This is a genomic window from Clostridium sp. AF19-22AC, assembly GCF_003479085.1.
Taxonomy (GTDB): Bacteria; Bacillota; Clostridia; order Lachnospirales; family Lachnospiraceae; genus Faecalicatena_A; species Faecalicatena_A orotica.
The window spans coordinates 39,692-65,976 of the sequence record NZ_QUGN01000033.1; the positions used below are offsets into that span (position 1 = coordinate 39,692).

Sequence of the window (26,285 nt, forward strand, 5' to 3'; positions counted from 1 at the left end):
CTATAATCAAAATTTTTGTTAATAGTTTCTCCTGTTATGTAAAAAACCTGACAACTGCTTCAATTCCTCAAAGAGGGGTGAGGCTGCGGATGGAGAGGTGTTAGTCTATCCAGATTCCGTCGGTTGCTGATGTTGCTTCTTCATATGCTGGATCAGAATCCATACCTGCCACATGATCAGCATGAACCCTGTAATAATACCCTCTGTCTACTGCTAAAGACTTTGAGGTGCTTACAAAATAAGTATTTTGATCTTCTACTTGCCAAAAATCTATCTGTCCCCATTTACCTGTTTCCTGATTATATCTATCAATATAAATAACTGTAGAAATATAATCTACTACATGATCTCCTGTAGTGGAAGCATAAACATATATTCTTCCTCTTCCAGCTTTAGTTATTGAGCATTCCCCATCCATTAAATGCTCTCCTCTTGTTACAACTTCTCCTCTTGTATTTCCTGTCGATGTATCTAACTTTGTGAGTGCAGAACCATCCACTTTAATGTCTTCATTTGCTTTTACATCAACTAATGATACTAAAAATAAGTTACAAAATATCATCATTGCACATAGCACTGATAAGACTTTTTTTATCATTTGTATCCTCCATATTTATGCTCTCTTTAATTAAACACTTAATTACTAAAATACTTACGCGTTTTTATCAAAATAAACTAAATTTTTTATTATATTGATAAATTCTTTTTTCTCCATTACTCCTTTTAGTTGATAATGAACTCCTTTATATACAATGTTTGCTAAGTACCTTTTTGAATTTTCTTTTTTATATTCCTTCACCTTCACGGTTTGCCCTAACACTTCAACTTCTATAGTGTCTGTTAAAATATCCTCTTCCTTTTGGCCTAAAGAAGAATCTGAATCATTTTCATACACAGCATATCTTATTATTTGATCATTGTACTGATAAAATATAAAGGCTCTTCTTTGATCAGTGTCAATACTAATCCTATCAAACTCCATCTCTTCTGGTTTATATCCGAGACGTACTGGTACGAATCCTAGTTTTTCTCTAATCTCTCTATAGGCTGTTAGTTCATCACCATCCTCTGTTTCCTGTGTATCCATATCTTTCACATTAATTTTCTGACTACTTTGTGTACCTAATAAACCATCAAGCAACTCTTTCCAGTATGACTTACTCCCCACACTCGTCATACCAACTGCTAGCACAAGAACCATAACCGCTGCCAATGCAACAACAAATTTCTTTCTCCGCGGCATGTGGATTCTTTTTGCCTTCTCCCCTTTGCCCGTTTTTCCCTCCTTTCCTTTATTATCACTGTTAAGGTGCTTATGATACTCGGTATGAACCTCGAATAGCTCTTCCTCCTTGCTTTTCTTTTTCATTAGTTCTCTACCGAGACGCAGTGCCTCCATGTCTTCCGCAGACAGATGCACTACATTGTCTTCATTTGTACGCGCGGCAAAATTTGGCGCAAGTTCCTCCGAAAGTTCTTCTGCTGCACCTTCCATTCTGACATTTTTGTTTTCATGCTCTGAGGCACATTTCTTTTCATATGCCCGGATTTTTGCCAGAAGTGATTCCTCCATCTTGTCCGATACTTTGATATCGTCAAGATCAGAGTTATTCTCAATTTCTTCCTCTATCTTTCTGGCTTCCCTTTCCACTTCTTCCTTCAGTGATAGTTTTTTATTTTGTTCCATACATGTTCCCCTTATTTTGGCTACTACTTTTTCTTGACTTTTTATTAAATAAGTTTAATATGAAATTATATGTGTTTTTCCGGTTATATGCAAGTATTTTATTTTGGTTTACGGCTGAGATTAATTTGTTACACCGTGTACCCGAAGGGTGGGAACTATAACCTAAACTCAGTGTGTCACATAAATAATGCTGCTTTATCCGGCCACTCGGATATTATTAACTTCATGTCAGTGGAGGTTATATCCGCCACTGCCCGAAAGGGCCTGTATCACATAGTACCTGAAGTGATATAATATGAACAATTCAAATTTGGAGGTTTTACATTTATGAAACGAATTATACTTACCGGCGGTGGAACGGCCGGGCATGTCACCCCCAATATTGCCCTGATTCCCCGGTTAAGGGAACTAGGCTATGACATCCAATATATAGGATCTTATAATGGTATCGAAAAGGAACTTATCGAACCTTTTGGGATTCCTTATCATGGAATTTCTTCCGGTAAACTGAGACGTTATTTCAGCGTCCAGAATTTTACAGATCCATTCCGTGTTATGAAAGGTTTTGGCGAGGCCCATTCTATTATTAAAGAATTAAAGCCTGATATTATTTTTTCTAAAGGAGGATTTGTTTCTGTACCGGTTGTCCTGGCTGGAAAGCGCTGTAAAGTGCCTTCTATTATCCATGAATCAGATATGACACCGGGTCTGGCTAATAAGATTGCCATTCCTTCTGCCAGCAGGGTCTGCTGTAATTTTCCTGAGACCCTGGATAGTCTTCCTAAAGAAAAAGCTGTACTGACAGGTTCACCAATCCGTCAGGAGCTGTTGTCCGGCAACAAGATTGCTGCTATGGACCTATGCGGTTTTTCCGCTGATAAGCCTGTCATCCTCGTCATCGGAGGGAGTCTTGGCTCTGTGGCAGTTAATAACGCTGTCCGCCTTGCCCTGCCTGATCTTCTGGACCGTTTCCAGATTGTGCACCTCTGCGGAAAAGGGAAGGTTGATGATTCTCTGAACAGCCTGAAAGGATATGCTCAGTTCGAATACATCAAAAATGAACTCCGCGATATCTTCTCCCTTGCGGATATTGTTATCTCCCGTGCAGGCGCTAATGCTATCTGCGAGCTTCTTGCATTGAGAAAGCCAAATCTTCTGATTCCGCTTTCAGCTAATGCCAGCCGTGGTGACCAGATATTAAATGCACGTTCTTTTGAACGTCAGGGCTTCAGCATGGTACTCGAGGAAGAAGACCTCACTAAGGAGTCTCTTCTTGAATCAGTAAAGAATCTTTATGAGAACCGCAGTAAATATATGGATGCTATGCGCGATTCCAGGCAGCAAGATTCAATTGATACAATCATTGGGCTAATCGAAGAAATCAGTATTAAATAAGTGCCAATCTATCACATGGTTTAAAAAACAGGTGCCGAATAGACACCTGTTTTATTATAACCGGTTCAATTCGTCATACTCCACACCAAACTCTTTTTTAATCCAGTCCTTGGCTCTGTGCAATAAACTATGCAGCACCTCAATACGTATTCCCATTTCTGCGGCAACTTTTGCCTGAGGGATCTCCATGTAATATGCCAGCGTAATCGCATCGTACCATCTGCGGTTCTTATTCATTAAAGCTTCAAATATACGTTCATGCAAATCAGAGCGGTCTATATCCCTGATTTCCTGCAAAAATTCATCTTCAGCACTTTCAACAGTATCCTGAATAACAGATTCCTCTGCAGTCATCTCTTCAAGAATCTCACGTCTGGCTCTCTTCCTGTAATTCAAGGCACTGTTTTTTGCAGTTGTATACAGCCACGATTTAATATTGCTGTGGTTCATATCATGATAATAAATATATAATTGGAGAAACGTACTTTGAGTAATATCTTCTGCTACATCATAATTGCCTGAATATGTATATGCTGCTTTTAAGACAAGATTCTTATATTTTCCATAAATCTCATCAAACTCACGATTTTCAGTCAACATTTCTTCTCCGGTTATTACTGTAATTTGTTTAAGATTTCTTCTTTATCAGTTTCTGAAAGTTCGCCCATCTTCCAGCCCAGGCCCACACCATCACCATTATATCTTGGTATCAGGTGCATGTGGAAATGAAAGACAGTCTGCCCTGCTGCCTCTTCATTATTCTGTACAATGTTATATCCATCGCATCCAAGCATGTCTCTAAGCTTTAGTACCATTGATTTAGCAAGTACCATAGCTTTAGCTGCCAGATTGTCATCCAAATCATACAGATTCCTGTAATGATCTTTCGGAATAATAAGCGCATGCCCTTTTGAAGCCGGGCTCGCATCTAAAATCACGCGGAAGTCTTCATCTTCATAAAGCGTTGCAGAAGGAATCTCACCTGATGCCAGCTTACAAAATATGCAGTTTTCATCTTTCATAATTTATCCCCATTTCTCTTTTTATAATTGTTTAATAGTAGTATATCCCATTTTGTCCGAAATGAGAAGACCCTTTTGATTACTGTTCACACCCGCTTGTCGCCCGGATACTGTCGAAATTTGTATGGCGGATTTTGTTGAACCAAGGAAATCATCGTGCTAGACTTAAAAATGAGGATAACCAAAAAAGGAGGGACTTAAGATAATGCTACATAATATTGACATTAATAAGATGAATGCGCTTATGGAGGAAAATCATGACGCAAAACAGATAATCACACAGTTACTCGACAACCACCATGAGACAGTATCTACTATAGCTCACGAAATCCGGAACCCGCTGACATTAATTTCATCTTCGCTTCAGGTTATGGAAATACAGCATCCTGAGGTTCAGGAATTCCCGCACTGGAAACAGACAATGGAAGATGTGGACTTCGTATGCCAGCTTTTAAGCGAACTGTCAACCTTCAACAATGGCGATACACTGCATTACTCGGTATTTTCCATTGAACGGCTTCTAAAAAACATTGCAGTCTCTTTCGCAATCTCTTTAGACAGTGAAGACTCTGATGTAGAATTTACTTCAGATATTCCCTCCGGCCTGGGCGACTTCACAGGCGATAAAGTGAAGTTAGAAGAAGTTTTTCTTAACCTTCTGAAAAATGCCAAGGAGTCTATCTCCGGTGAAGGCAGTATTAATCTCTTTGCAAGCCGCACCAAAGACACTCTTACCATCAAATGTAAAGATACAGGATGCGGTATTTCTGAAGAAATCATCGACTATATCTTTGAGCCTTTTAAAACTTATAAGGAGGGCGGTACAGGGCTTGGGCTGTCACTGTCAAAAAGAATTATCGAATCTCACGGGGGTACGATTTCTGTTGAGTCTAAAATCGATGAAGGATCAATGTTTACCATCAAACTGCCTATCTAATTATACTGTAGTAAAATACAGATGTTAATTGATGGCGTCCCCGGATCAGAATTCTGAATGCCTGCTTACTACGCGTGGTCTCCTGTACAGCACCGCCGCAGTTATGAATCCACAGACAAGGCCTCCTATGTGGGCGGCATTGTCCACACCTGAGCTTGTAAGACCAAAATACAGGCTCAGGGCAACCATAAAGAGAAGTCCGCGGTTCGTCAAACGCCCTACTCTTCCATGATTTTTCAAAACAACACACAGCAGGGCTCCCATCAGGCCGAATACAGCCCCGGATGCCCCTGCTGATACCACCATCTCATTTGCCTTTATATCCAAATACAAAGACAGCAGATTCCCGCCTAATCCTGAGACAAAATAGATGATTAGAAACTTTATCCTGCCTGTCTCTAATTCCAGATTCCATCCCAATGCACCCAGCATAACCATATTGTTTAGCAGGTGGATGATCCCAAAATGCAGGAACAAACTGGTAAACAGCCTGTAATATTCATGGCCGCTGACAATATACGGTACAAACATTGCTCCGTGATCCAGCATAAACATGCTGTCTTCTGTCATTCCTATCAGTGAAAGAATGAAAAAAACCCCTACATTTATAACAATCAGAGCCGTTGTACACACGGCGTTTTTATTTTTTTCCAAAATGATTCCCCTTTATATAATGTTTAAGTAACTGTTCATGATTTGGAACAGTTACTCATTTAATACATATTATAAAGGTTCCTCTTCCTGATGTCCATCAGTTTCCAGAATCAAATCCTTCCATTTCCCCCAGCGTCCTTTTTTCACTTTATCTGCGGCTTTTTTCCACGGGCTTAAGTGCCCGCCCATCTCCCGTATTGTCTCTACGTCCGGAGTCTGTACATATTCCTCCTCATCTACTGTAAAAAGAGGCTCATCAGGTATATATGTGGTTTTTGCTTTCATTTCTGTCTCCATACTAGCCCTCCTTTTTTCTTCGTGTTCCCTGTATCCATCCATTATTTTTTCAAGATCATAATTTTCCTGCAGGGAAGCTTTATGAAGTTCATATGCCAGAAGAATCCCTTCGGTTTCCTCATAGTCCAGTTTTTTAACAAAATACTCTGTAATCACATGAAACGCCTCACAAAGAGGTCTTTTTCTTGCCGGCAGGTAACAGAAATGCCATGTGTCTGCGCTGTAAAACATAAATTCAGGATAAAGCAGGAGCCCGTCCGGATTCAGCATGTACCGTCTAAGCGACTTCACTGCTTCCATGAGGTTATTTACAAACAAAATCATGTCATCCCGCTTTATGGGAGACTCCTCAAACATGGTTTTCATAGATATCATCCCTGTCACTGTATAGCTGTACCTGCTCCTGCCGTCTATCCCACATCCCGTAATATCCAACAGGCACGGAATATTGTTTTCCTTCAGCATGTGTATCTGATAATCTTCTTCATAAGCCTGCGGCAGATCAATATGCAGACAGACTTTGTTTAATTCCTTTTCATATTTTACCTTCATTTATCCACTCCCTTTCCGCCTAAGGCTTCCAGTTTTCTTTTTAGCCTTATTTTCTCTTCCGCCTTGGTGATGACCGCCCTTTGAACAACCGAAACCCGCATCCGGCCCTTTTGGGCATATGCCTGAACCTCTACCTGTTTTTTGCTCTTCGTTATGTTTACACCTGTCAGATGTAATAGAATTAACTTACTGTCAGTCCTCTCCCTGTAAAAGTTTTGGAGGTCTGTTCCCTCTTTTCCCCGCTGCCTCTCGAGCTGGGCGCCCAGCACGGCCGTTTCTCCTGCTGCCGCATTTAATATGTTTTTATCATGGTAATAAAATACTGTATAAACAATGAGCAGAAATATCATGATGACGGTTGGAAGTATATAGGCCATTTCAACCGTAACACTTCCTCTTAACCCATTTGTAGCAGGCGCCTTAATTCTTATCCTTCTCATCTTTTCATTCACATCAGATTCCTCCTGTACAGATCCATATCGTATAGGATATTAGAAGAAACGGTACAAACGGATAGCCTGTACTCCTGTCAAACTTATGAAGAACCAGCGCGAATACTGCAAACAGGGCAGATAATAGAAACGCACCAAACAAGACTCCCAGCAGGTTCCAGAAGCCAAGATAAATTCCCAACACCAAAATCAGCAGGCTGTCGCCATACCCGAATCCCTCTTCTGTCACTCTGCTAACTGCAAGGAACACCACACCTGCTGCCGCGCCTCCAAGAACGATAAGCAGCGGCATGTCCCGCTGGTATGACTGATACATTCCCGCTGCAATGCCGCCTGCTGCAAGCAGACAGACCGGAACCCTTTTTATCCAGATATCAATTACAGATAATAAACATAAATATATACCGCACCATGCCTGACCTATTTCGAACATCTGCTGCATCCTCCTAACACTCCTGCCTCTGATTTTTTGACTGCACGGACTGTTCTCTTTAGTCCGCTGCAGTTTAGTGAATTATGGTATTTCCCACCTGACTTTGTGATATATACACCTGCCATCGTATCTCCGTGAACACACTTCTCACATTTGTGGTATCGTCCCCCGTCCTCATTGCGAATTCCTGAAAGCTCAGAGAAAGAAACAAACCGGACCGACAATTGAAGATAGGTACAGCTATAATCCTCGTGGTACACCAGTCCGGTGTCTGTGATATAGACAATCTTGTTCCCATCGGAATCCCCATTTCGTGATGTATAGCCATTCCAGCCCTTGACCCTCATGCTCTCTTTGAACTTTGCCGTCAGATTTGTAAATCTCGGAACAGGGAGCCGTACAGCATATTCAACCGTTACATAAATCTCGCCCGTTAGTATGGACATATATGTTTTACTGCACCGGATGCCGGAGCTCCCTCCATCCAGAATACTCCTCTCGATTCTTTCTGAACCTATATTCTTCACAATATCACTTTTTAATTTCATGACATTGACAGCCGGCAGTGTCACGACATCCTCAGCCGCGGTTTTCGCCGCGCTCTGGGCGGCGAAACGGATGCTTGTCCTGATGGACTGTATCTCAAACAGATAAATAAAACTCAGGACAGCAAATAGAAAAATAGGGATGGCTAACGCCGCCTCCACTGTCACGCTTGCTTTTGAACCCAATACAGATGCCCTTTCTTTGATTGATCTTGTCGGGCTATAGAATGATTGTGTCATCGCAGTCTTTTCCTTTCTTTATTTTTCATTTTTTATCTTTATTCCTTATGGCAGGGATGGGCCAGCAGGCTTAAGAAGAAAGGGCATCTGCATTGGGTTCAAACAGCGTCTCAGGCTGTCTCGTAACCAAAATATACCGGGAACTGATATTCCAGACCTTCGCGTATGATTGCTTTATTCTGGAGCTTAAGCTTAACAACACAGGAATCAATACAAAAATTTGTTATATTCTTTTCCAACCTTATATTCTGCTCAACCCTGTCCAGCGCTTTCATTGTTAATGTATCTTCATTTTGTAAAAATAAAAGAATCCTGAGATAATCCGTATAGGAAAGTCCATCTTCTGCGTCCATTCCTTCCTGTGTATCTTCTCCTGTCCCGAGTGTCATCAGGGAAGAAAGGGAAAGCTGCCAGTTTCCGCTGTTTTTGACAAGTGCAGCCTTCCTGCCGGACATCAGTGACCTTAAATCCATGACACTTTCACCGAATGCCCAGGCCGCCAGCAGCACCTGTTTCACGATTCCTGCTACGGCCGGCAGGGCTGCCAGCGTAGACAAGGTGAGCGCCAGTGCCTCCACTTCTGCCTGCTTCTCTGTATCTGTCTGCAGGTACAGGTAATTCATACCGAAGCGTATCGCAAGCAGTTTCTTTGCTACTGCTTCCAGATTTTCTGAATCGGAGCCCTTACCCCCTATCATGTATTCAATCTCATAAGACAAACTACGATTCTCCCCTTTTGTCTCCACGGCATTACTGAATTTTTTCAGCAGATATTCGTGAAACAGGAGACGTTCCTCAATCCCATTCAAGTCCTGTCTCATATAAAAACTACCTTTTCCCTTCCTTAACGTTCTGGCTCCCGGCTGCTCTGACAGGTTGATCTGCCTGCCCGAAAGCTGGTATTCCCGTGGAAGGATAAGCTGAAGGAGGCTGGACTGCTTCAGGTTCTCTACATTGGGCAGAGGGTTTTCTTCGGCCGGCAGCATACTCTCGTTTTCCTCAAGGGTTTCTTCCAGCTGTGTATTCCATTCTGAATCCTGACGCCCCAGTTCTTCACCATTCAGTTCCTGTTCCTGCCACTGCCCTGTCATACCCGCTAAGTCTCGTATGATAGAGATTCCGTATGTATCCTCCATATAATCAAGCACTTGTTCACGAAACGCATTTCCGTTTTTATCTGACAGATACTGAATCCCCTGAATATCATGCTCGATTCCCACCGAACCGTAATATCTCATGCGGTCCAGAAGATTTTCTTCACGATACGATGCAGTTCCGTAACTTATGTCAATCGCCAGTACTTCATACTCCTCCAGAAGCTGCTTCTGATACTCACCAAATATAGAAAATACAGCCCGGTCCACATCGAGCCGTTTCTGATTCTTTTCCGTCTGTATCACAGTACTCTCAATCATAGCTGATATAAACGAAATTATAAGAATAAAGATCAGGCTCAGAAATGCCGTTACTTCTCCTTTTTTCAATTTAAATCCCCGCGCTTTCACTTGTAATCTTATCGAAGATAGAATTCACCAGGCTGATCAGCTGGTTTTTAAATATCAGCACGAGTGCTATGATTACCACCAGAATCAGGATCATTTCCACAACTGACAATCCCGAGTTATCTTCTATAACCATTCTAATATGCAGCCATTTCCGCCTGATTTTACCAGTTACTTTATTCATAAATTCCTTCATACATAATCCTCCAGTCCTTTATAATCTTACTTTCCTAAATCTGTACAGTCAGAAATGCCGGTACCACGATGATCAGCAGGACAACTGCCAGCATCATAAACATGGGGCCCAGCAATTTTGTTCCTGCCTCTTCCCCCAGCCTTCTTGCCTCATTTTTTCGGTCCTCAAATGCTTCTCTGGCCTCTTTTTTCAGCAGATCTGTCAGGCCCTTCGTCCCCTTCCTCAAATTCTGGGAAAGCATTGCCCCAAACTTGCGATAGGCCGGCAGGCCGCATCTGCCGCCGAATCTTTCATAGCACTCCCCCTCCGGTATTCCTCCCTGAATTTCATGCATGGCATATACCATTTCCTCATAAGCCGGCCTGGTTCCTTTGTGTGGCTTTATTCTTTCATATTCCCGTGCAATCTGGAACCATGCTTTCCTTGCTGTCATGCCAGCTGCCAGAAACAGTGTAAACTGACTGATCAGCTGCGGATAATCGACTGTCAGCTGTCGGTTCCGTGCCTCCATCTGCTGCTTCTTTTTCTCTTTATCAAGGGCAAATACAGCCCCGGATGCGGCAATCCCTAATACAAAAAGTCCTGCCGCGCGGGAATCACCCGCGTATTTCCATGAAAGCCTTTTCCCGTCCAACTCATCAGGCAGAGTCAGATATGCCTTCTCTCTGCTATCAGCCTCCTCTTTCTGAATCTGTTGTGCTAATTCCCTGACCCGTTTTTCTTCTGCACTGATAGCAGGAGGAAATACTTTCGCACAGAAGGAATGTACGGCTTCCTCCCCTTCATAGGACAGCAGGGCCCTCAGCCCCACCAGAGTCCCCTCCTCACGCAGATTGTCCTCATTCAATTCTCCCATGAGATTCATAACTTCATAATTATCAAGTTCCCATGAGACCTCTATTCCCGTATCGGGAATGCGCTCAATCAGGTTCAGGTCTCCCCTGACCTCATCCAGAGTGGTATTCTCTCCAAGCACCAGTTCCTCCAACTTCTTACCGGCTTGATCAAACACTTCCGGAAGCTTGTCTTTGCTATATTGCTGTTCCCCCACAGTCACAGTCAGAGATTCCTTATCCCCGCCAATCCTGACTTCCAGATCAATATCCTGCTTTCCCTCCCCCGGGTCTTCCCGTTCCAGAATACTTTTTCCGGACTTGTTTTTTTCCGGGGCCCGGCTATGGTCGGCCACATATACAAGAAGTGAAAGAACACTCGCTGACAGGAATACCATTCCCATTCTTCCATATACCGAATTCCATTTTACCCTTGCCATGCCATTCCTCCTGCTCTCCTGTCTTTTTCCTAAACCTCAATATCCACTATTTTCTGGCCAATACGGTAAGCCGCAATATATATCCCCATGCAAATGCTCATCAGAACCACCCCCAGCACATTCCCATACAAAACATTCATGAATTCAGGAAAAGCAATCCTCATATACAGGATGATTCCGGCCGGTATGATACACATTACTTTAAATTCCAGTTTTCTGGCTGCCAGAAGGGTCTGTATCTCCTTCTCTACCTCGATCTTCCCACTGATATCCCGTACCGTATCCCTCATAATCGTAATACTATCCCCGCCCGTTCTTTTTGCTGTCACAAATACCGTTGTAAAGCTGGTAACGTCTTCCTGATTTACCCTCTCCGCGAATTCCGTCATCACCTGTTCGGCGGTCCTGTTCATGTCCATCTGGTATATCATGCGGTCAAATTCCTTCTGTATCCTGCATCTCTTGTGGAACAGCGCTTTCATATCCCTTGAAGCCTCCCTGATTGCATTCTCTACAGAATACCCCACATTCATTGCAGATGCCATCGTCTGAATCCCTGTCCTGAACTGTTCCCTAAACTCCAGCTCCTTCTTATGGAACTGCTCCCTCTGCCAGTTCTTAAGATACAGAGCAGTCCCGGGAATCATAAGAATGACTGAAAGCCACGAGTTATAAAACAGATATCCCGCTATTCCCGTTAGCAGGAGCCCCCTCATCAGTGCCAGCAGGTATTCCTTCCCGCTGATATCCTGCTGCCAGAAGCTTTTCAGAATGAACGAGTTCTTCCACCTTCATAAGCCTGCCTTTAATTTTCCCATTTTCCATACCCTCCTCCCTGAATTCATACAATGTGTGGATTCGTATCATGCCATCTTCAAAACCGAGAACCTCGGCAATCTCCAAAACTTTTCTGCTCTTATCCCTCAGCCTGCCTAAATGGATGATAATATCAATAGCGGATGCAACCTGCCTTTGTATGGCCGGCAGGGGCATATCAATCCCCATCATCATCATTGTCTCAAGACGGTGCAGCATATCGGTCGGGTTGTTGGCATGTCCGGTCGACATTGAGCCGCTGTGTCCGTTGAGCATGGATGAAATCATATCCACCGTCTCGTCCCCGCGGACCTCCCCTACGATAATCCGGTCCGGCCTCATGCGCAGTGCCGACCTGATCAGGTCACGGATCGTAACAGATCCCTCCCCCTCCAGATTTGCATTCCTCGCCTCCAGCCTTACCAGATTAGGAACCCCCTTTATCTGCAGTTCGGCATTGTCCTCAATCGTTATAATTCTTTCGTCCTTAGGAAGGTAGTCTGACATAGCATTCAGGAATGTCGTTTTTCCTGACCCGGTTCCTCCACTCACAAAAATGTTATATCTGGCACCCACAAGCATTTTCAAAAATTCCACCACTTCATCCGTGATGCTTCCCCATGAAATCAACTGATCAAATGTTACCTTTTCCTTCGGGAATTTACGTATCGTCATGATAGGGCCATTCAATGCTACCGGCTTAAGAACCACATTTACACGAGACCCGTCTTCCAGCCTGGCATCTGCAATCGGCGATGCCTCATTCACATACCGGTTCGTCCCTGCAACAATCTGCTGGATAACATCTTCCAGTTTATTACCGGATACAAAACGCTTGTCCGATTGGAACAGACGGCCGTTCTTCTCCAGAAATATATTATCTGTTCCATTGATCATAATTTCCGTGATTTCCTCATCCTCTATTAGTTCCTGCAGGATATCGAGCTTTCGAAACGCATTGAATAACTCCCTGCTTAAATGGATTTTCTCCTGAAGGGGAATATATTCTTCCTCCCCGGACTCATTCAGCACAGTATGTATGAGTTCCAACAGTTCTCCGTCTTCCATCTCATGCCCCATGTCCATCTTCTGAAGGACCCTGTCGTACATCTGCTCCAGCCGGTCCATTAAAGATCACCTGCCTTTACCTGCACTTTTTTCTGTACGGTATGCTCCAGTACATCTTCAAATCCGGTTACCCGCAGGTTTTCAGAATACTGCCTGAGCTTTGCCTGCGATACGGGATCATCTGTATATAGCGTATATACCGTCCTGCATGCCCTCAATATCGGGTACAGCCCTCTGATTCCGTCACCAAGGTCCAGAATCACATGTTTATACATACAGTTTGAGAATATCTCTTCAAACAGCCGCAGCCACTCCTCTTCCCCGACTGCCCTTAAATCCTGAATGACAGGTATGGGCGCCACATAGTCCAGCCCGCCTGTCTGCCCTGCCATTGCACTAATCCTCAGTCCCAGATTTCCTTTATCCTGACGGATATAATAAAGCAGGTCCCCCAGATTCTGTCCCGTATTCTGCGGGAAATAATAATCCATTCCGGAATATTCCTCCAGATTCAGATACAGTACAGGCCCTTCTTTTGAAAGTTCCTTTCCCAGTTCCAGTGCAAACCTGGTCTTGCCTATCCTGTGTACAGGCGAATAAATTCCAATCAGCTGCCCGCCCCGTCCTTCCTTGTGCCGCAGCAGCTCCCCGCCGTCCATCGAATCTTCCAGAATTCTGGTCAGTATCATGTCCGCGGACTGATACTTGTATATCCCTTTTTCATCAGGCAGGAGCCCTTTCTCATCCCCTTTCACAAGTACATAGCGTACATTTGCACAAATCGCTTTTCTTTTGCCGGCCGGGTAGTCTTCCCCCAGCAGCAGGATGTGGATTTCCTTTTTCTTCGAAAATGCCTCAAGATGTTCCAGATTCTGAAACAGATGCATCTGAAATCCCAGTTCCTTACGCGCACTGATTGCCTGCATAAGGTTTCTGGCATACTCTTTCTCCACATCACAAATCACAAAATTCTTCGGATGCAACGTATCCCTCCTGTTCTGTTTTCAATGTGTTATCTCTGTTCATCGATTAATTGAATTTACCGCTGCGATTCATGCAGCCTGACTCGATCGTGATGGTCAGATTTCCCTGCTAATCTAACCAAAGATATATTCGTCACGGAGATTCCGTGTTCGAATGTGACAGCAGCTCGAATAACTGCTGTGTGAATCGTATTATAAACACAGTTTTTCTAAAAGTCCAGACCCATTTCTAAATTAGTTTGTTTTTGTGAAAACCTCACAAATTTTGATAGAATAAAATTCCGTAAAGAAGGCAGACGCCCGGAATACCAAGGCTTCCGGTTGTCAAAAAGGACACCGCATTCAAACCGACATTTAATGTGTTATCTCCCGGCAGAAGATACTGATTGATGAAGAAAATCAGTCCCATACCAAGAATCGCCCTGACAATAAAATTAACCACCGCAGATGCCAGTTTATTTTCCATAATCACAAATCCTCCGCCACTTGCATATATGATATCTTATTCCGGATGTTCTCCATTTATTCCGTTAATTTCTTAACAACCAGTTTCAAAGGGGTCTGACCCCTTTGAAGTCAAAAAAAAGACAGGCTCCGCCCCCGGAACCTGCCACTTTAGTTCTTGTTTCGTTTACTTATAATTTGATTGTCACTTCGCGGTTTGTCCTGTGGTACTGATGATAGCGGACCCCTGCTGCATCCATCATTCTTTTCGAGGCCATAACCCCCGCAGTGTCTGCATATTTGTCGCAGTCATATATAACTTCCTTGATCCCAGACTGAATGATCGCCTTTGCACACTCATTGCAGGGGAACAGGGAAACATACAGCTTCGCCCCGGACAGGCTGCCGCCGTTATAGTTTAGGATTGCGTTCAGCTCGCTGTGTGTGGAGTAAACATACTTCGTCTCAAGCGGGTCATCCCCTTCTCTTGCCCAAGGAAACTCATCGTCTGAACAGCCGATCGGAAAACCGTTATATCCCATTGATAATATCTTGTTGTCCTGACTGACGATACAGCATCCTACCTGAGTATTCGGATCTTTGGAACGCATGCCGGAGAGCATTGCCACTCCCATGAAATATTCATCCCAGGACAAATAGTCCTCTCTTTTGTCTGACATGTCCAATCGCTCCTTTCAATTTATTTCGTTCCGAAAATGCGGTCTCCTGCATCTCCAAGACCGGGTACTATATATTTATGTTCGTTCAGGCGTTCATCCAGTGCACCTATATAGATATCAACATCCGGATGTGCCTCCTGCATACGCTTAACCCCTTCCGGAGCAGCAATTATACACATAAAGCGGATTCTTTTTACACCCTTGTCCTTCAGCATCTGGATCGCTGCGGTGCTTGATCCTCCTGTAGCCAGCATAGGATCTACAACGAATACCTGTCTTTCATCACAGTCTGCCGGCAGCTTGCAGTAATACTCCACAGGCTCAAAAGTCTCTGGGTCACGGTAAAGCCCGATATGTCCCACTTTTGCAGCGGGTATCAGAGTCAGCATTCCGTCCACCATTCCCAGTCCGGCCCTTAAAATCGGCACAACGGCCAGTTTCTTCCCGGCAAGTTCTTTTCCGATTGTCTCGCAGATTGGTGTCTTAATCTTTACATCCCCAAGCTTCAGGTCACGTGTTGCCTCATAGCACATCAGGCAGGCAATCTCACCGACAACCTCGCGGAATTCCTTTGTCCCTACCTCTTCTCTGCGGATGTAGCTGATTTTGTGCTGAATCAATGGATGATCCATAATGTGTACTTTTGACATCATTCTCCTCCTTGTGTAAATGTATTTAATTTATTTGTTAACTTTTCTATCAGCTTCGTGATAATCTCATAACATTCCCCGTATGCAGTCAATGGCTGCCCATACGGGTTCGGTATTTCTGTATTGTCCTCTGTGAACTCATTTAGAGTATAGACATTTTTAATATTTTCATACTCTGAAACTACTTTCCACTTCTGGCTGTCTTCCATCGTAAGGATCAGTGTATCTTCCTGTAGGTCATCCGCCGAAAGTGCAATGGAAGAATGTCCCTCCAGAGTCATCTGGCCGCTCTTCATAATTGCCTCCGCCTTTTGATTTGCAGGCTCGGGAAAGAGCACGACAAGGCCACGGGAATCAATCGTATACTCCTGATTTAAATCCTGATGCTTTAACAGCCCGGCCGCCATAGGCCCCCTGCTTGTATCTGTATTGCTTAAAAAAATAATTCTCCTGTATTTCTGCTGCTTTACAATCGGCGCAGCAAAAATCCTGACATGCCCTGCTGCCTTTTCCAGCCGGTTCATGATGGCATTGCCAATCCCCTGAACAGCAAAAGACTCGCTGTAAATCTCTGAGACATCTTCTTCATCAAACTCGCGTAGGACGGCATAAAGATTCCTCGCAATCGTCTTATCATTCTCTCTGGAACCTATGTTTTTCACAAGCCCATGTGTATAAAAAATTTCAGTCTCATTCGTTGCGATGATTCCAATCTTCTTCCCTTCACGGAAAGCCGCGTAGGCCAGCTGGCGGATAGCGAGTACTTCTTCCCTGAGTGTCCCCTCCACAATCGTAAGCTTTGCTTTCGGAGCGTAATGGCGGTATTTCATTCCCGGCGCTTTTGGTGCCTGCTCGCTCTCACTTCCCAGAATGGTCTCATCCACGCTGACCGGGCCGATCACTTTCTCCAGCATATCCACAGTAACGGCACCCGGGCGCAGAATCATAGGAGGTGTGACTGTCATATCCAGAATCGTAGATTCCAGACCGATATCCACGCTTCCCCCATCCAGAATCATCTCAATCTTGCCGTCCAGATCTTCCTGCACGTGCTGCGCAGTTGTAGGGCTCGGCCGTCCCGATGTGTTAGCGCTGGGCGCAGAAACAAAACCACCTGCTGCCAGAATCAGCTCCCGGGCAATCACATCGCTCGGCATCCTGACCGCGACCGTATCCAGTCCGCCAGTGGTGCCATAGGGAACCTGCCCACTCTTTTCAAATATCATCGTAAGCGGCCCCGGCCAAAAATGAAAGGCCAGTTCTTCCGTCTCCGGAGGTATATTGACCGCAATCTCTTCCAGAGCCTGCATATCTGCAATGTGTACAATCAATGGATTATCTGAAGGACGTCCCTTTGCTGCATAAGTCTTCTTTGCCGCCTCCTCATCCAAGGCATTCGCTCCCAGTCCATAGACCGTTTCCGTAGGAAATGCAACAAGACCGCCCTGTTTCAGAATGTTACCTGCTTCTAATATCACTTTTTCGTCTATCTGATTAGGATCTACTTTTTTTATTATTGTTTTCATAGGGTCCATTATACCATCATTCATAGTAAAAAAAAACAGAAATTTATGAACAGGCTTTCTACAGACTTATCCACATTACTGTTCACTTATTTGGGCAGGCAATCCTTTATCCCCTCAGAAATAGCCTCTGCCAGTGCATTCTGGTATTCATCACTTCCAAGTTTTTCCGCTTCCTGTGAATTACTCAGAAATCCGCATTCTACAATGATAACCGGTACCTCCGTTTTCTTCAGCATATAGTATGTATCATTTGCTTTCGCCTGTCTCTTATTGTCCGGATCTGCCGTTAGCAGTGCCTGCTGCATAATCTTCGCAGCGTTTTCCCCTTCCTTAGAGTGGGTATAATAAAACACCTGCGCTCCATGTATACTTTCTTCGGGATAACTGTTCTGGTGGATACTGACAGCCAGTGACGGCTTCGCTTTGTTAATAATTGAGACACGTGCTTTCATGTCCTCTGCCTTTGAATCTGCAAGCCCTTCTGCATCTTCACGGGTCATGACTACCGCAAACCCCTGTTTCTCCAGATTTGATTTTACCTTTTTCGCAATCTCCAGGTTCAAATCTTTTTCTAATGCCTGATTTATCCCCACTTTCCCCGGATCTTTTCCACCATGGCCGGCATCAATAGCGATAACCTGCTTTCCTTCTGCCTTCGCCTGGGCTGCTGTCTGCACACTTTCATCCGCCATGTAATTCTGATACAGATATTCCCCCGCCTTCTGGCTGCCTGCCACTGCACACCCGAGCAGCAGTATAAGTGCCAGTAATCCTAATTTCCGGCGCAAAAAAACATCCCCTTTCCCATATATTATTTCTAAATATATGCGGAAAAGAGATGTTTCTTTCCTAATTTACATATTGAAGAATCAAATCCCAGATATTTGATTTTTCCCAGCCAAGACGCCATTCGGCAACTCCGGCAAGATTATTCTCTTTGATGAGCTTCAGCTTTTCCTCAATGGACTTGCTGTCCTCCAGCCAGATCTTGTAGGTTCCGCCGTCAGTCTCCCATTCAGCGTAATTCTGCTTTGCCTTGTCATCCCATGTGGTCTCTGCACCGGCAGATTTAACCATATCCTCTGCCTCTTCCATTCCCAACGCCGTGCTGCTCACCCTATTCGGATAGTCTGCGGCCTCGGTTCCCGCTTCTTCCTCCAGTTCTGAGGCTGCCTTTGGTGTCTCCAGCCAGAGTCTTGTATAGAACGGGATTGCATTCACGAGTTTTGTATTCGGAACCAGTTTCAGAGCGTTCTCAATGCCATCTTTTACATAATTATAAGACGCCACGGAACCTGCCTCATAAGAGCCGTCTGTGTGCTCATCATATCCCATGATGATCACATAATCCGCTACAATTCCCTGTTCCTTCAAATGGTAATGCTCATTATACGGCATTGGAACATAATCATTCACAGAAAATACGAGGTCATTCTGTCTGCACTTTACAGACAGCTCTCTTACAAACTGTATATAATGCTCTCCACACTCTTCCGAGATCAGTTCGAAATCGAGATTGATCCCGTCAACCTGTGACTGCAGCGCCGCCGCAATAACCTGGTTGATCAGATTCTCCCTTTTTGAAGTATAACTCAATACTTCGTATGTCTCATCATAGGAGTTGATTCCTCCATGAAAATCACGCAGTACAGCCCATACATCCAGATTGGACTGATGTGCATAGTTTACATAATCAGAGTTGGCAATCGATGATATGTTGCCTTCTGTGTCAGAAATACTGAACCATGTCGGTGCGATTGTAGTCAGCCCCTTTGTACCTGCGATTGTCTCAAGTACATAGCCGTTGGCGGTGTCATTCTCCACATTATGCCATGCCATGTTGATCGTACTGCCTGTTGAGATATTCGTGTACTCCGGTTCATCAAACTTTCTGGATGTTACTTCCTTTTCAGAGGTCTTTAGCGAGCTTGTCTTAACATACCCAATAAACCCGTCATCAGTACGGACCTTCATCCAGTCATTCTCGTCTTCCAGTACCCTTACCTTGTCAGACTTCTTTACTTCTGTCAGAATCGGACTCTTAACTCCGCCCTGATACCTGACTTCTGTATCTCTCTTTAACACAGCATAGGAATGTTCACCCCAGTCACACTCAATAACCGCTCTCTCAGGCACTGCTTTATCCTTACTCTCATAGATCTGATAGTCCATGTTCGTATATTCCTGGATAAACGCAAGCGCTATATATGCAGTCTTTCCTTCTGCCTTCAGTATTACATAATCTTCACTTTTCTTTTCTTTAATATCTGTGTACTCTTTGCTGCCCACACTTACAGAAACACTGCCGCTCGGTAATGTATATAACAATACATTTTCATTGGAATCCCAGTAGAAACGCTCATTGATATAATCGCGTACTACAGAATATTCAATATAAGGCACACCGTCAAATACCTTTCCTCCGGCTGTTCCGCCTTCCAGCGCGCCGATTACCTGATTATTCACAACTGTAGCCAGATCGTCATCACTTTGTATTCCATAATATTGTTTCAGATCGGCCTTCTCTTTTGATGAGCCGTATTTCTTCCAGACAATTAATCCACCTATTACTATGATAATCAGTACAATAAGAAGTAATATCCTTATAATCAGATTGCGTCTCCTTCTCCTTGCACGGCTGCTTCTTTTTCTTGGATTCTGTCCGCTGCTTCTTGAGCTGCCTGGTCTAGGGCCATTCGGGCCTGCGCCTGCCGGCCGGGGATTCCCCGTCCTTGCATCGCTGCTGCCTGGGCGTCTTCTCTGTGCATTCTGCTGTCTCGCCCTCTGGGCATTCGCAGCTCTTCTTTCTCTTTCGTCCATGCCGCACCTCCTATTAGACCCTATTATACCTTATGAAACAGGAGTAGTTCAACCTGAATAACATATTTTTTACCCACTGTTCATTTTTTGTATGATTCTCGTTCATGTAAGTGCCGGCTATCCGGCAGCAGGGGGGATTCTCTGCCTAGTTCTCAAAATGATTTTCATTATTTTCATTAATATTTACAAAGATAAGTGATTTTATGTATCCTTCGGGATCGAGGATATAGTCCCGCATATAGCTGCCTTCCTCACGGACCATGTGCGCGGTCACTATCTGCATCGGGCTGGCCTTGCTGCCGTCCATCAACATACATACTCCATTTTTCTCATAATTCTCCAATTCTGTGTATAACTCTTTGTAGCTGTAAGCTGTATCAGCGTTCTCCATGGCTTGCTCCTTTCCCTGCCGATTCGGATAAATATTACAGGCGCTTTTTATGTATGACCTCTCGAAGGCATTGTGACGTACCACCGGATAAAAGCGCAATATGGAAGATAGCATGAATCTGCAGTTAACTCCTCTTAAGAATTTCTGATGATCTTGTCTTTGAAACAGACAACTGAATTTAAATTGATTAACATAAAAGACAGGATTTCCTTCATATCCTGATAGAAGAAAACCAAATACTTTACTCCTCCTTTCATATAAACATTTATTTATCCAGGAATACTATCTTCTGTAACTGCCATTATAGTGAGCGCCTGCAGGCATTTCAATGTGTTTTTTGTTCATAAGCCATCCACATTTGTTGACAACTTTCCTGCCAGAACTATTTTATTTAAATTATTCACATTTTGAGCTGTCCAGATGAAGAAAGTCTGCACATTTCCCTGATTCACAGAAATAACTGCGGCTTCGGATATGCTGCCACCGTTAAGGAGGCACTGTACCCGAAGCCGCAAAAAATTTATTCACTTTCAAAGAACCGCCGATACTGCTTTTATTTCTTAATCAGCTCATAGAATCGGAAAAATCCATTCATAAATGGTACGCGGATGATATGTTCCACTGGTTCTTCTTCTGTCTTGGCAGAATCGAACCGTTTAACCGGGCGTATCTTTTCGCCGCATGGATAAAACTCTTCGCCGCTTTCCAGATCCCGTATTCCGCAATATTCCTCACCCTTTAAGATAATCTCCAAATCCTCCGGATATGGGCGGTATGACTGAACACCAAAGGTTGCGTTATCATATAAGAAGAGATTATACTTCGCCTCAGCCTCCAGATATACAGGATGGTTCTTTGCCATCATCTTATGGATACTTCCGATGATATCCTTCGGCAAATGATACAGATCAGAGAAATTGTCCGGGATATTCAAGACGAACAGATGTCCGTTCCCATAAAAATCATCTAAAACTAACGGGAAATTACAGTCCCCTGAAATCATTGCAATCTCACACCAGGTTGCATTCGTCTTATAATCCAGTGCCTCTATGCTGATATCGTCCTTCGCACTGCAGAAGGATTTGTGATTCGTATAATAAGAATCAATCCAGTATTCTCTCCCCTTGACTCTTCTGCCAGTCAGACGCACGGATGTCAATTCCTTAATTCCCCTGTCATATGTCTTCCTGAGAAATCCCGTCGTCACAACCGCATTTCCGCCTTCTGCGATATACCGCTCCAGCTTCTGCACGATTTCCGAGTCACACGCTGCACTCTCTGTCAGCAGGATAACAGGCTCTTCCTTCTTGAATTCCGGGGTCGGCTCCAGAGCGCCTCCCAGCATTCCTATGTAGTTCATCAGCTGATCCTCGCCGTCCGCATCGAAGGGCTCATATACGCTTGTTCCTGTCGGATTTCCGGTCTTATCCAGGATAGCGTCCACCCGCTCCATGCAAAGGCCCAAAGGCGGCAGTGCTGCCGTCTCAAGCAGTTCGCTGAAGTTAAACAGCATCAGTTCTCTTGCGCCTGCAAATACGGTAAGTGCAGCCTGTTCCAGCCAGACATTCAGGTTATCCCAGGAAGCACCCTGATCGATCCAGCCGCCCCCATTACGCCCAGGCGCCGCATTTTCCAGAAGCCGGATTAAACTGTAACTTAAATATCTCTGCAAATGCTGCTGGTCATATTTCGGATTTCTGCTCTCTGTTCCTGTATAAATATGATCAAAGATAAATCTCTGTTTCCCAGGGTTGTATCCACATTCCTGATAGGATTCATACCAGTTTGGATACTTAATGATAAAGTTACACTTCGGATTGACCTCATGTGCCAGCTTTACAATCTCCTGTGCCATCTCTTCCATCTGATCCAGGCGGAACTGCGCCCAGGTTCTGTCTCCTTTTTCCCTGATACACATCTCACAGCGGCATGCCGTAAAGAAAAAGTCATCCAGAATCACTTCGTCGAACTGGGCTGCGGTATTTTTCACAATTTCCATATACTTCTCACGGTATACTGGATCAGAAAAACAGAACACATCAAAAATACTGTTTTTCTCATGCCCGTCTATTTTAATTGTTGAGGTGATCCCTCCGGAAGCTTCAATTCCATTCTCCAAAAACAGCTTCTTAATTTGAGCCATTTTCTCATTCGGAATATCATACAGCCCTCTGTGTGTTTCCAGGTACACTTTGTGCAGGGAAATGTATTTCTTAAAAAACTTGATTCCCGCTTCTATCTGTTCCAAATCTGCAAAATGAAGAAATTCCGCATGAACATATGCTGCCACCTTAAAATTTTTAAATTCTTTCATTTCATCCTCCTATTTTAAAACCAGGGAAGAATCGGTCATCAGAAACTCCCCCAGTCTTAAATATGCATCGAATTTATTTACTCGTTTGCCTCCAGAATCGTCTGAATCTTATCGTTGATTGTAGAAGTAATTTCGTCAATCGGTGTATCGGTTCCCAGTACTGTACTGCTTGCCTCTGCTCCGAGTTCCTCTCCCTCAATGACATTGACTGCCGGGAATGCTCCCTTATGTGGGAAGTTCAGCGGAACACCTACAGGAATGATGGATTCTGCAAATACCTGTTTGAATTTGTTGTCAGCGATACTGGAAAGTTCCATCTGGGATTTTCTGGACGGGAATGGCCCCATCTGTCCTTCTTCCCAAAGCACATCTGAATTTTCAATCCACCATTTAATGAATGTCTTAACTTCTTCCGGATGCTTTGTCTGCTTGTATCCCATAATACCGTTCATTCCCATCATGCCTCTCTGGATTCCTTCCGGGCTGGTAAGAGGCTCTAAAACTTCACATTTATCATAAAATTCTTCACTCTGGTTCTTAATCTCAACACTAAAGTCCGCGCTCATTACTATAAACGCTGCCTTTTCCTGCATAAAAAGCTTTACCGCCTCATCACGCTTATAGCCTGCACTTCCCGGTGCGCATACATCTTTCAGCTTTCTGAGGAATTCCAGCGCTTCTTTTGTCTGCGGAGTATCAAAGTTCGCCTGTTTGTCTTCATCAATATAGCTTCCGCCGTTATCGAACATCAGGGCTTCTAACTGCCACGGGTTATTTCCTGCAAGAGCAAGCCCGTATACGCCGTCTTTTGTCAGCGCCTTACAGCAGTCGTAAAATTCATCCCATGTAGTCGGTGCAGTAAGACCTGCCGCATCCAGCATTTCTTTATTATAGTAGATTCCCTTCGGGTCAATATTCCAGGGCATTGCAACCTGCTGGCCATCCATCTGGAACTGATCCAGGCTTCCGTCTACAAAGTCATCCAGCTTTCCTTCCTCTTCAAACGCCTTCACCACATCATCCATCGGCAGGATTTCGTCCATCTCCGCGAACTGATGAGGCTGATATGCAGAACCGGTACTGACATCAAGATCTGCACCCGATTCAATAGCAACATTGAATGCATTAAAGCATCCGTCCCAAGGAATCGACTGATATTTTACTTTAATCGTATCCTTATGTTCCTCATTAAACTGATCCACCAGTTTTTCTGCTACATTCTGGTATTCCGCCGGTCCCCACGGCATATCCCAAAATGTAATCTCGGCAACCCCTGATCCCTTTGAATCACTGTCTTTTGAACTGTCACTTCCTCCTGATTTTCCACATCCAGCGAGAGATACTACCATTGCTCCTGCAAGAAGGAGGCTCATAATTTTTTTCGTTCTCTTTTTCATCTTACATTCTCCTTTTTTCTACTTTTCTTCTATCTTAATAGTGCATCCCACTATCAGATTCTAGCCCTTTACCGCCCCGGCCGTCAGCCCGGATACAATATGCTTCTGCATAAATATCAGGAAAAACAGTACCGGAATAATTGTCATTGTGGAGGCCGCCATCAGGGAGCTCCAATCTGTGTCAAACTGCATAATAAATGTCTGCAGGCCCAACGGCAGTGTTCTCAAATCCTGACTCTTCAGGATAACATTTGCCAGCATATATTCATTCCAGCAGTTGATGAATGTAAAAATAATAATAGATGCAATTCCTGAGCTGGAAAGTGGAACCACTATTTTTGCAAAGGACTGAAATACATTACAGCCGTCTATTTTAGCCGCTTCATCAATCTCTGACGGTATTCCGTCAAAGAATCCGCTGATCATCCATGTACAAAACGGAATGTTCGTAGAGACATAGACCAGTATCAGCCCCCACAGTGAATCCCCTAAACCAATGTCACTCAGCAGCACTACAACCGGAATCATCAGAAGGACGCCCGGGAACATCTGAAGGATCAGGAACAGGCTGGAGTAATGCTTAAAAAACTTAATTTTTTTCGCATACCTTGAGATTGCGTATCCCGCGAGGCACGATACAACTGCCACTATAATGGATACGACAATCGCCACCATCAGGCTGTTTAGAACATACTGGAAAAATGGTGTCCTTTCGAGTACGTTTTTAAAATTTTCCACTGTCGGGTGGTGTGGGAAGAGATTATTATTCGTAAAAATCTCTTTGCTGCTCTTAAATGCTGAGCCAACCATATTAATAATAGGAAGGTTGATCAGAAGTCCAATAAGCAGCAGTACTGCATAAAATGCTGTCGCTTTTAATTTTTTATACTTATTCATACTGTTCTCCTCCCTTAATCATCCTGTGTCCGCAGCAGCCTTCGGTATACATAAGACAAAGCGAACATAATGATCATCATAACTACGGCTACTGCTGACGCATATCCCCATTGATTCCTGTAGAAAGCGAGATTATATGTATAAATTGAGATATTCATCGTCGCTCTCGCCGGGCCGCCTCTTGTAAGCAGATATACATTTTCAAAGTTATTGAAGCTCCAGATCATCATCAGAACTGTGGAGACTACACTTATACCTTTGATCATAGGCATGGTAATATAACGGAAACACTGGAATCGGCTTGCACCGTCGATTCTTGCCGACTCATATAAGCCATGATCTATATTCTGCATCGCCGCTAAAAGAACCAGCAGCATAAACGGAAAGCTCTTCCATGCGTTTACCATGATTGCAGATAGCTGTGCCGCATGTTTCGTCGCCAGAAACAAAATCGGCTCTTTGATAACGCCCCATTTCATCAGTGTCGTGTTAATGAATCCAGTCTGGTCATTCATCATCCAGATCCAGGAGTTTGCCGCAACTACGGATGGAATAACCCAGGGGAGCAGAAACAGTGCCCGGAAAAAATTCTTTCCTTTAAACTCTCTGTTAATCAGCAGTGCAATGCAAAGTCCAATCAGGTAAATAATCACGACAGATGCAATTGCAAAGAAAAATGTGAATCCCAGAACTCCCCAGAATTCTTTATCCCGGAAAATAATTTCTATGAAGTTTTTTAATCCCACAATTTTTGTTTTTTTAGGGTATAAGAAATTGCGGTTTGTAAAAGCCAGCATGATACCTCTGACTAATGGGTAGATATTCACACCCAGAAGCATCAACGTGGCGGGAAGTATAAACAGATACCCCGATTTTTCGTCTCTTTTCTTTTTCACATTATCACCTCAGTTTTTATGGCAGCCAATTTCCTGCAGCCTGAAAGTTCTCATAACGTTGTTCTAACTAGTGCCAAATCCTTACTGCACCGCCACTTAGGCATTTCCCGGATATGGCTTTTTCCCTTCTGCATTCCTGAATGATCTTCGGGGCCTCCAGTCCCCTCCTGCCAGTCTCTTTTTCATACTTATATCCATTCCTTTCGCTTCGCTCAGGC

At 43.9% G+C, this 26,285-nt stretch carries 28 protein-coding genes; 2 read left to right on the top strand and 26 right to left on the bottom strand.

Annotated features, from left to right (window positions below):
* Positions 1 to 100 precede the first annotated feature (100 nt).
* Both DWX43_RS24625 and DWX43_RS24630 read right to left on the bottom strand, forming a co-directional pair.
* Positions 101 to 598: a DUF6147 family protein gene (locus tag DWX43_RS24625; RefSeq protein WP_118622545.1), complete on the bottom strand. Its 498-nt coding sequence runs from the start codon at positions 596 to 598 to the stop codon at positions 101 to 103.
* Between the two features lie 54 nt (positions 599 to 652).
* The gene (locus tag DWX43_RS24630; protein ID WP_118622547.1) at positions 653 to 1,687 is read right to left on the bottom strand and encodes a DUF4367 domain-containing protein; all 1,035 of its coding nucleotides are present in this window, start codon (positions 1,685 to 1,687) and stop codon (positions 653 to 655) included.
* Between the two features lie 327 nt (positions 1,688 to 2,014).
* Between DWX43_RS24630 and DWX43_RS24635 the strand changes: the two genes are divergently transcribed.
* Entirely contained in the window at positions 2,015 to 3,082 is a 1,068-nt protein-coding gene (locus DWX43_RS24635; protein WP_118622549.1) for an undecaprenyldiphospho-muramoylpentapeptide beta-N-acetylglucosaminyltransferase, read from the top strand.
* Between the two features lie 54 nt (positions 3,083 to 3,136).
* Here DWX43_RS24635 and DWX43_RS24640 read toward each other — a convergent pair whose 3' ends face one another.
* Together DWX43_RS24640 and DWX43_RS24645 are read right to left on the bottom strand one after the other, a co-directional pair.
* Positions 3,137 to 3,682, bottom strand: coding sequence for a sigma-70 family RNA polymerase sigma factor (locus DWX43_RS24640; protein ID WP_109733342.1), 546 nt, complete (start codon positions 3,680 to 3,682; stop codon positions 3,137 to 3,139).
* Between the two features lie 14 nt (positions 3,683 to 3,696).
* Positions 3,697 to 4,104, bottom strand: a complete 408-nt coding sequence (locus DWX43_RS24645; protein WP_109733341.1) for an HIT family protein — start codon at positions 4,102 to 4,104, stop codon at positions 3,697 to 3,699.
* A gap of 205 nt (positions 4,105 to 4,309) precedes the next feature.
* On the opposite strand from DWX43_RS24645, the gene DWX43_RS24650 reads away from it, so the two are divergent.
* The gene (locus DWX43_RS24650) at positions 4,310 to 5,041 is read left to right on the top strand and encodes a HAMP domain-containing sensor histidine kinase (RefSeq protein WP_109733340.1); all 732 of its coding nucleotides are present in this window, start codon (positions 4,310 to 4,312) and stop codon (positions 5,039 to 5,041) included.
* A gap of 45 nt (positions 5,042 to 5,086) precedes the next feature.
* Here DWX43_RS24650 and DWX43_RS24655 read toward each other — a convergent pair whose 3' ends face one another.
* The 22 genes from DWX43_RS24655 to DWX43_RS24760 all read right to left on the bottom strand — a co-directional run bounded on the left by DWX43_RS24655 (position 5,087) and on the right by DWX43_RS24760 (position 26,067).
* Positions 5,087 to 5,695 carry a rhomboid family intramembrane serine protease gene (locus DWX43_RS24655; protein ID WP_118622551.1) on the bottom strand — a complete coding sequence of 203 codons (609 nt, stop codon included), beginning with the start codon at positions 5,693 to 5,695 and terminating at the stop codon, positions 5,087 to 5,089.
* 69 nt (positions 5,696 to 5,764) lie between these two features.
* On the bottom strand, positions 5,765 to 6,544 hold the full coding sequence (locus DWX43_RS24660; RefSeq protein WP_118622553.1) for a DUF6382 domain-containing protein: 780 nt from the start codon (positions 6,542 to 6,544) through the stop codon (positions 5,765 to 5,767).
* Positions 6,541 to 6,996: a TadE family protein gene (locus DWX43_RS24665; RefSeq protein ID WP_118622555.1), complete on the bottom strand. Its 456-nt coding sequence runs from the start codon at positions 6,994 to 6,996 to the stop codon at positions 6,541 to 6,543. Before DWX43_RS24665 ends, DWX43_RS24660 begins: the two co-directional genes overlap by 4 nt.
* Position 6,997: 1 nt before the next feature.
* Positions 6,998 to 7,429 carry a prepilin peptidase gene (locus DWX43_RS24670; RefSeq protein WP_118622557.1) on the bottom strand — a complete coding sequence of 144 codons (432 nt, stop codon included), beginning with the start codon at positions 7,427 to 7,429 and terminating at the stop codon, positions 6,998 to 7,000.
* Positions 7,417 to 8,214 carry a pilus assembly protein gene (locus DWX43_RS24675; protein ID WP_118622559.1) on the bottom strand — a complete coding sequence of 266 codons (798 nt, stop codon included), beginning with the start codon at positions 8,212 to 8,214 and terminating at the stop codon, positions 7,417 to 7,419. Before DWX43_RS24675 ends, DWX43_RS24670 begins: the two co-directional genes overlap by 13 nt.
* A 110-nt stretch (positions 8,215 to 8,324) precedes the next feature.
* The gene (locus DWX43_RS24680; protein WP_182440816.1) at positions 8,325 to 9,698 is read right to left on the bottom strand and encodes a DUF5702 domain-containing protein; all 1,374 of its coding nucleotides are present in this window, start codon (positions 9,696 to 9,698) and stop codon (positions 8,325 to 8,327) included.
* A 1-nt stretch (position 9,699) separates the two neighbouring features.
* The gene (locus DWX43_RS24685) at positions 9,700 to 9,912 is read right to left on the bottom strand and encodes a Flp1 family type IVb pilin (protein ID WP_109733333.1); all 213 of its coding nucleotides are present in this window, start codon (positions 9,910 to 9,912) and stop codon (positions 9,700 to 9,702) included.
* 34 nt (positions 9,913 to 9,946) lie between these two features.
* Positions 9,947 to 11,185 carry a type II secretion system F family protein gene (locus DWX43_RS24690; protein WP_182440817.1) on the bottom strand — a complete coding sequence of 413 codons (1,239 nt, stop codon included), beginning with the start codon at positions 11,183 to 11,185 and terminating at the stop codon, positions 9,947 to 9,949.
* 29 nt (positions 11,186 to 11,214) lie between these two features.
* Positions 11,215 to 11,901: a type II secretion system F family protein gene (locus DWX43_RS24695; protein ID WP_181368822.1), complete on the bottom strand. Its 687-nt coding sequence runs from the start codon at positions 11,899 to 11,901 to the stop codon at positions 11,215 to 11,217.
* On the bottom strand, positions 11,855 to 13,129 hold the full coding sequence (locus DWX43_RS24700) for a CpaF family protein (RefSeq protein WP_109733331.1): 1,275 nt from the start codon (positions 13,127 to 13,129) through the stop codon (positions 11,855 to 11,857). Before DWX43_RS24700 ends, DWX43_RS24695 begins: the two co-directional genes overlap by 47 nt.
* On the bottom strand, positions 13,129 to 14,052 hold the full coding sequence (locus tag DWX43_RS24705; protein WP_118622563.1) for a hypothetical protein: 924 nt from the start codon (positions 14,050 to 14,052) through the stop codon (positions 13,129 to 13,131). The genes DWX43_RS24700 and DWX43_RS24705 overlap by 1 nt, the downstream gene beginning before the upstream one ends.
* A gap of 256 nt (positions 14,053 to 14,308) precedes the next feature.
* Entirely contained in the window at positions 14,309 to 14,518 is a 210-nt protein-coding gene (locus DWX43_RS24710) for a pro-sigmaK processing inhibitor BofA family protein (RefSeq protein ID WP_109733329.1), read from the bottom strand.
* A 169-nt stretch (positions 14,519 to 14,687) separates the two neighbouring features.
* Entirely contained in the window at positions 14,688 to 15,176 is a 489-nt protein-coding gene (locus DWX43_RS24715; protein WP_109733328.1) for a dCMP deaminase family protein, read from the bottom strand.
* A gap of 20 nt (positions 15,177 to 15,196) precedes the next feature.
* Positions 15,197 to 15,826, bottom strand: coding sequence for a uracil phosphoribosyltransferase (gene upp, locus DWX43_RS24720; RefSeq protein ID WP_109733327.1), 630 nt, complete (start codon positions 15,824 to 15,826; stop codon positions 15,197 to 15,199).
* On the bottom strand, positions 15,826 to 17,352 hold the full coding sequence (locus DWX43_RS24725; RefSeq protein WP_118622575.1) for an L-threonylcarbamoyladenylate synthase: 1,527 nt from the start codon (positions 17,350 to 17,352) through the stop codon (positions 15,826 to 15,828). Before DWX43_RS24725 ends, upp begins: the two co-directional genes overlap by 1 nt.
* An 86-nt stretch (positions 17,353 to 17,438) precedes the next feature.
* Positions 17,439 to 18,140: an N-acetylmuramoyl-L-alanine amidase gene (locus tag DWX43_RS24730; protein ID WP_242996227.1), complete on the bottom strand. Its 702-nt coding sequence runs from the start codon at positions 18,138 to 18,140 to the stop codon at positions 17,439 to 17,441.
* A 61-nt stretch (positions 18,141 to 18,201) separates the two neighbouring features.
* Entirely contained in the window at positions 18,202 to 20,172 is a 1,971-nt protein-coding gene (locus DWX43_RS24735) for a glycosyl hydrolase family 18 protein (protein ID WP_118622565.1), read from the bottom strand.
* Between the two features lie 145 nt (positions 20,173 to 20,317).
* Positions 20,318 to 20,563: a hypothetical protein gene (locus tag DWX43_RS24740; protein WP_109733325.1), complete on the bottom strand. Its 246-nt coding sequence runs from the start codon at positions 20,561 to 20,563 to the stop codon at positions 20,318 to 20,320.
* Between the two features lie 553 nt (positions 20,564 to 21,116).
* Complete coding sequence (locus DWX43_RS24745; protein ID WP_118622567.1) at positions 21,117 to 22,877, bottom strand: hypothetical protein; 1,761 nt, start codon at positions 22,875 to 22,877, stop codon at positions 21,117 to 21,119.
* Positions 22,878 to 22,954: 77 nt separating this feature from the next.
* Positions 22,955 to 24,274: a sugar ABC transporter substrate-binding protein gene (locus tag DWX43_RS24750; RefSeq protein ID WP_118622569.1), complete on the bottom strand. Its 1,320-nt coding sequence runs from the start codon at positions 24,272 to 24,274 to the stop codon at positions 22,955 to 22,957.
* 60 nt (positions 24,275 to 24,334) lie between these two features.
* On the bottom strand, positions 24,335 to 25,171 hold the full coding sequence (locus DWX43_RS24755) for a carbohydrate ABC transporter permease (RefSeq protein WP_109733322.1): 837 nt from the start codon (positions 25,169 to 25,171) through the stop codon (positions 24,335 to 24,337).
* Positions 25,172 to 25,185: 14 nt separating this feature from the next.
* Positions 25,186 to 26,067, bottom strand: coding sequence for a sugar ABC transporter permease (locus DWX43_RS24760; protein WP_109733321.1), 882 nt, complete (start codon positions 26,065 to 26,067; stop codon positions 25,186 to 25,188).
* Positions 26,068 to 26,285 lie beyond the last annotated feature (218 nt).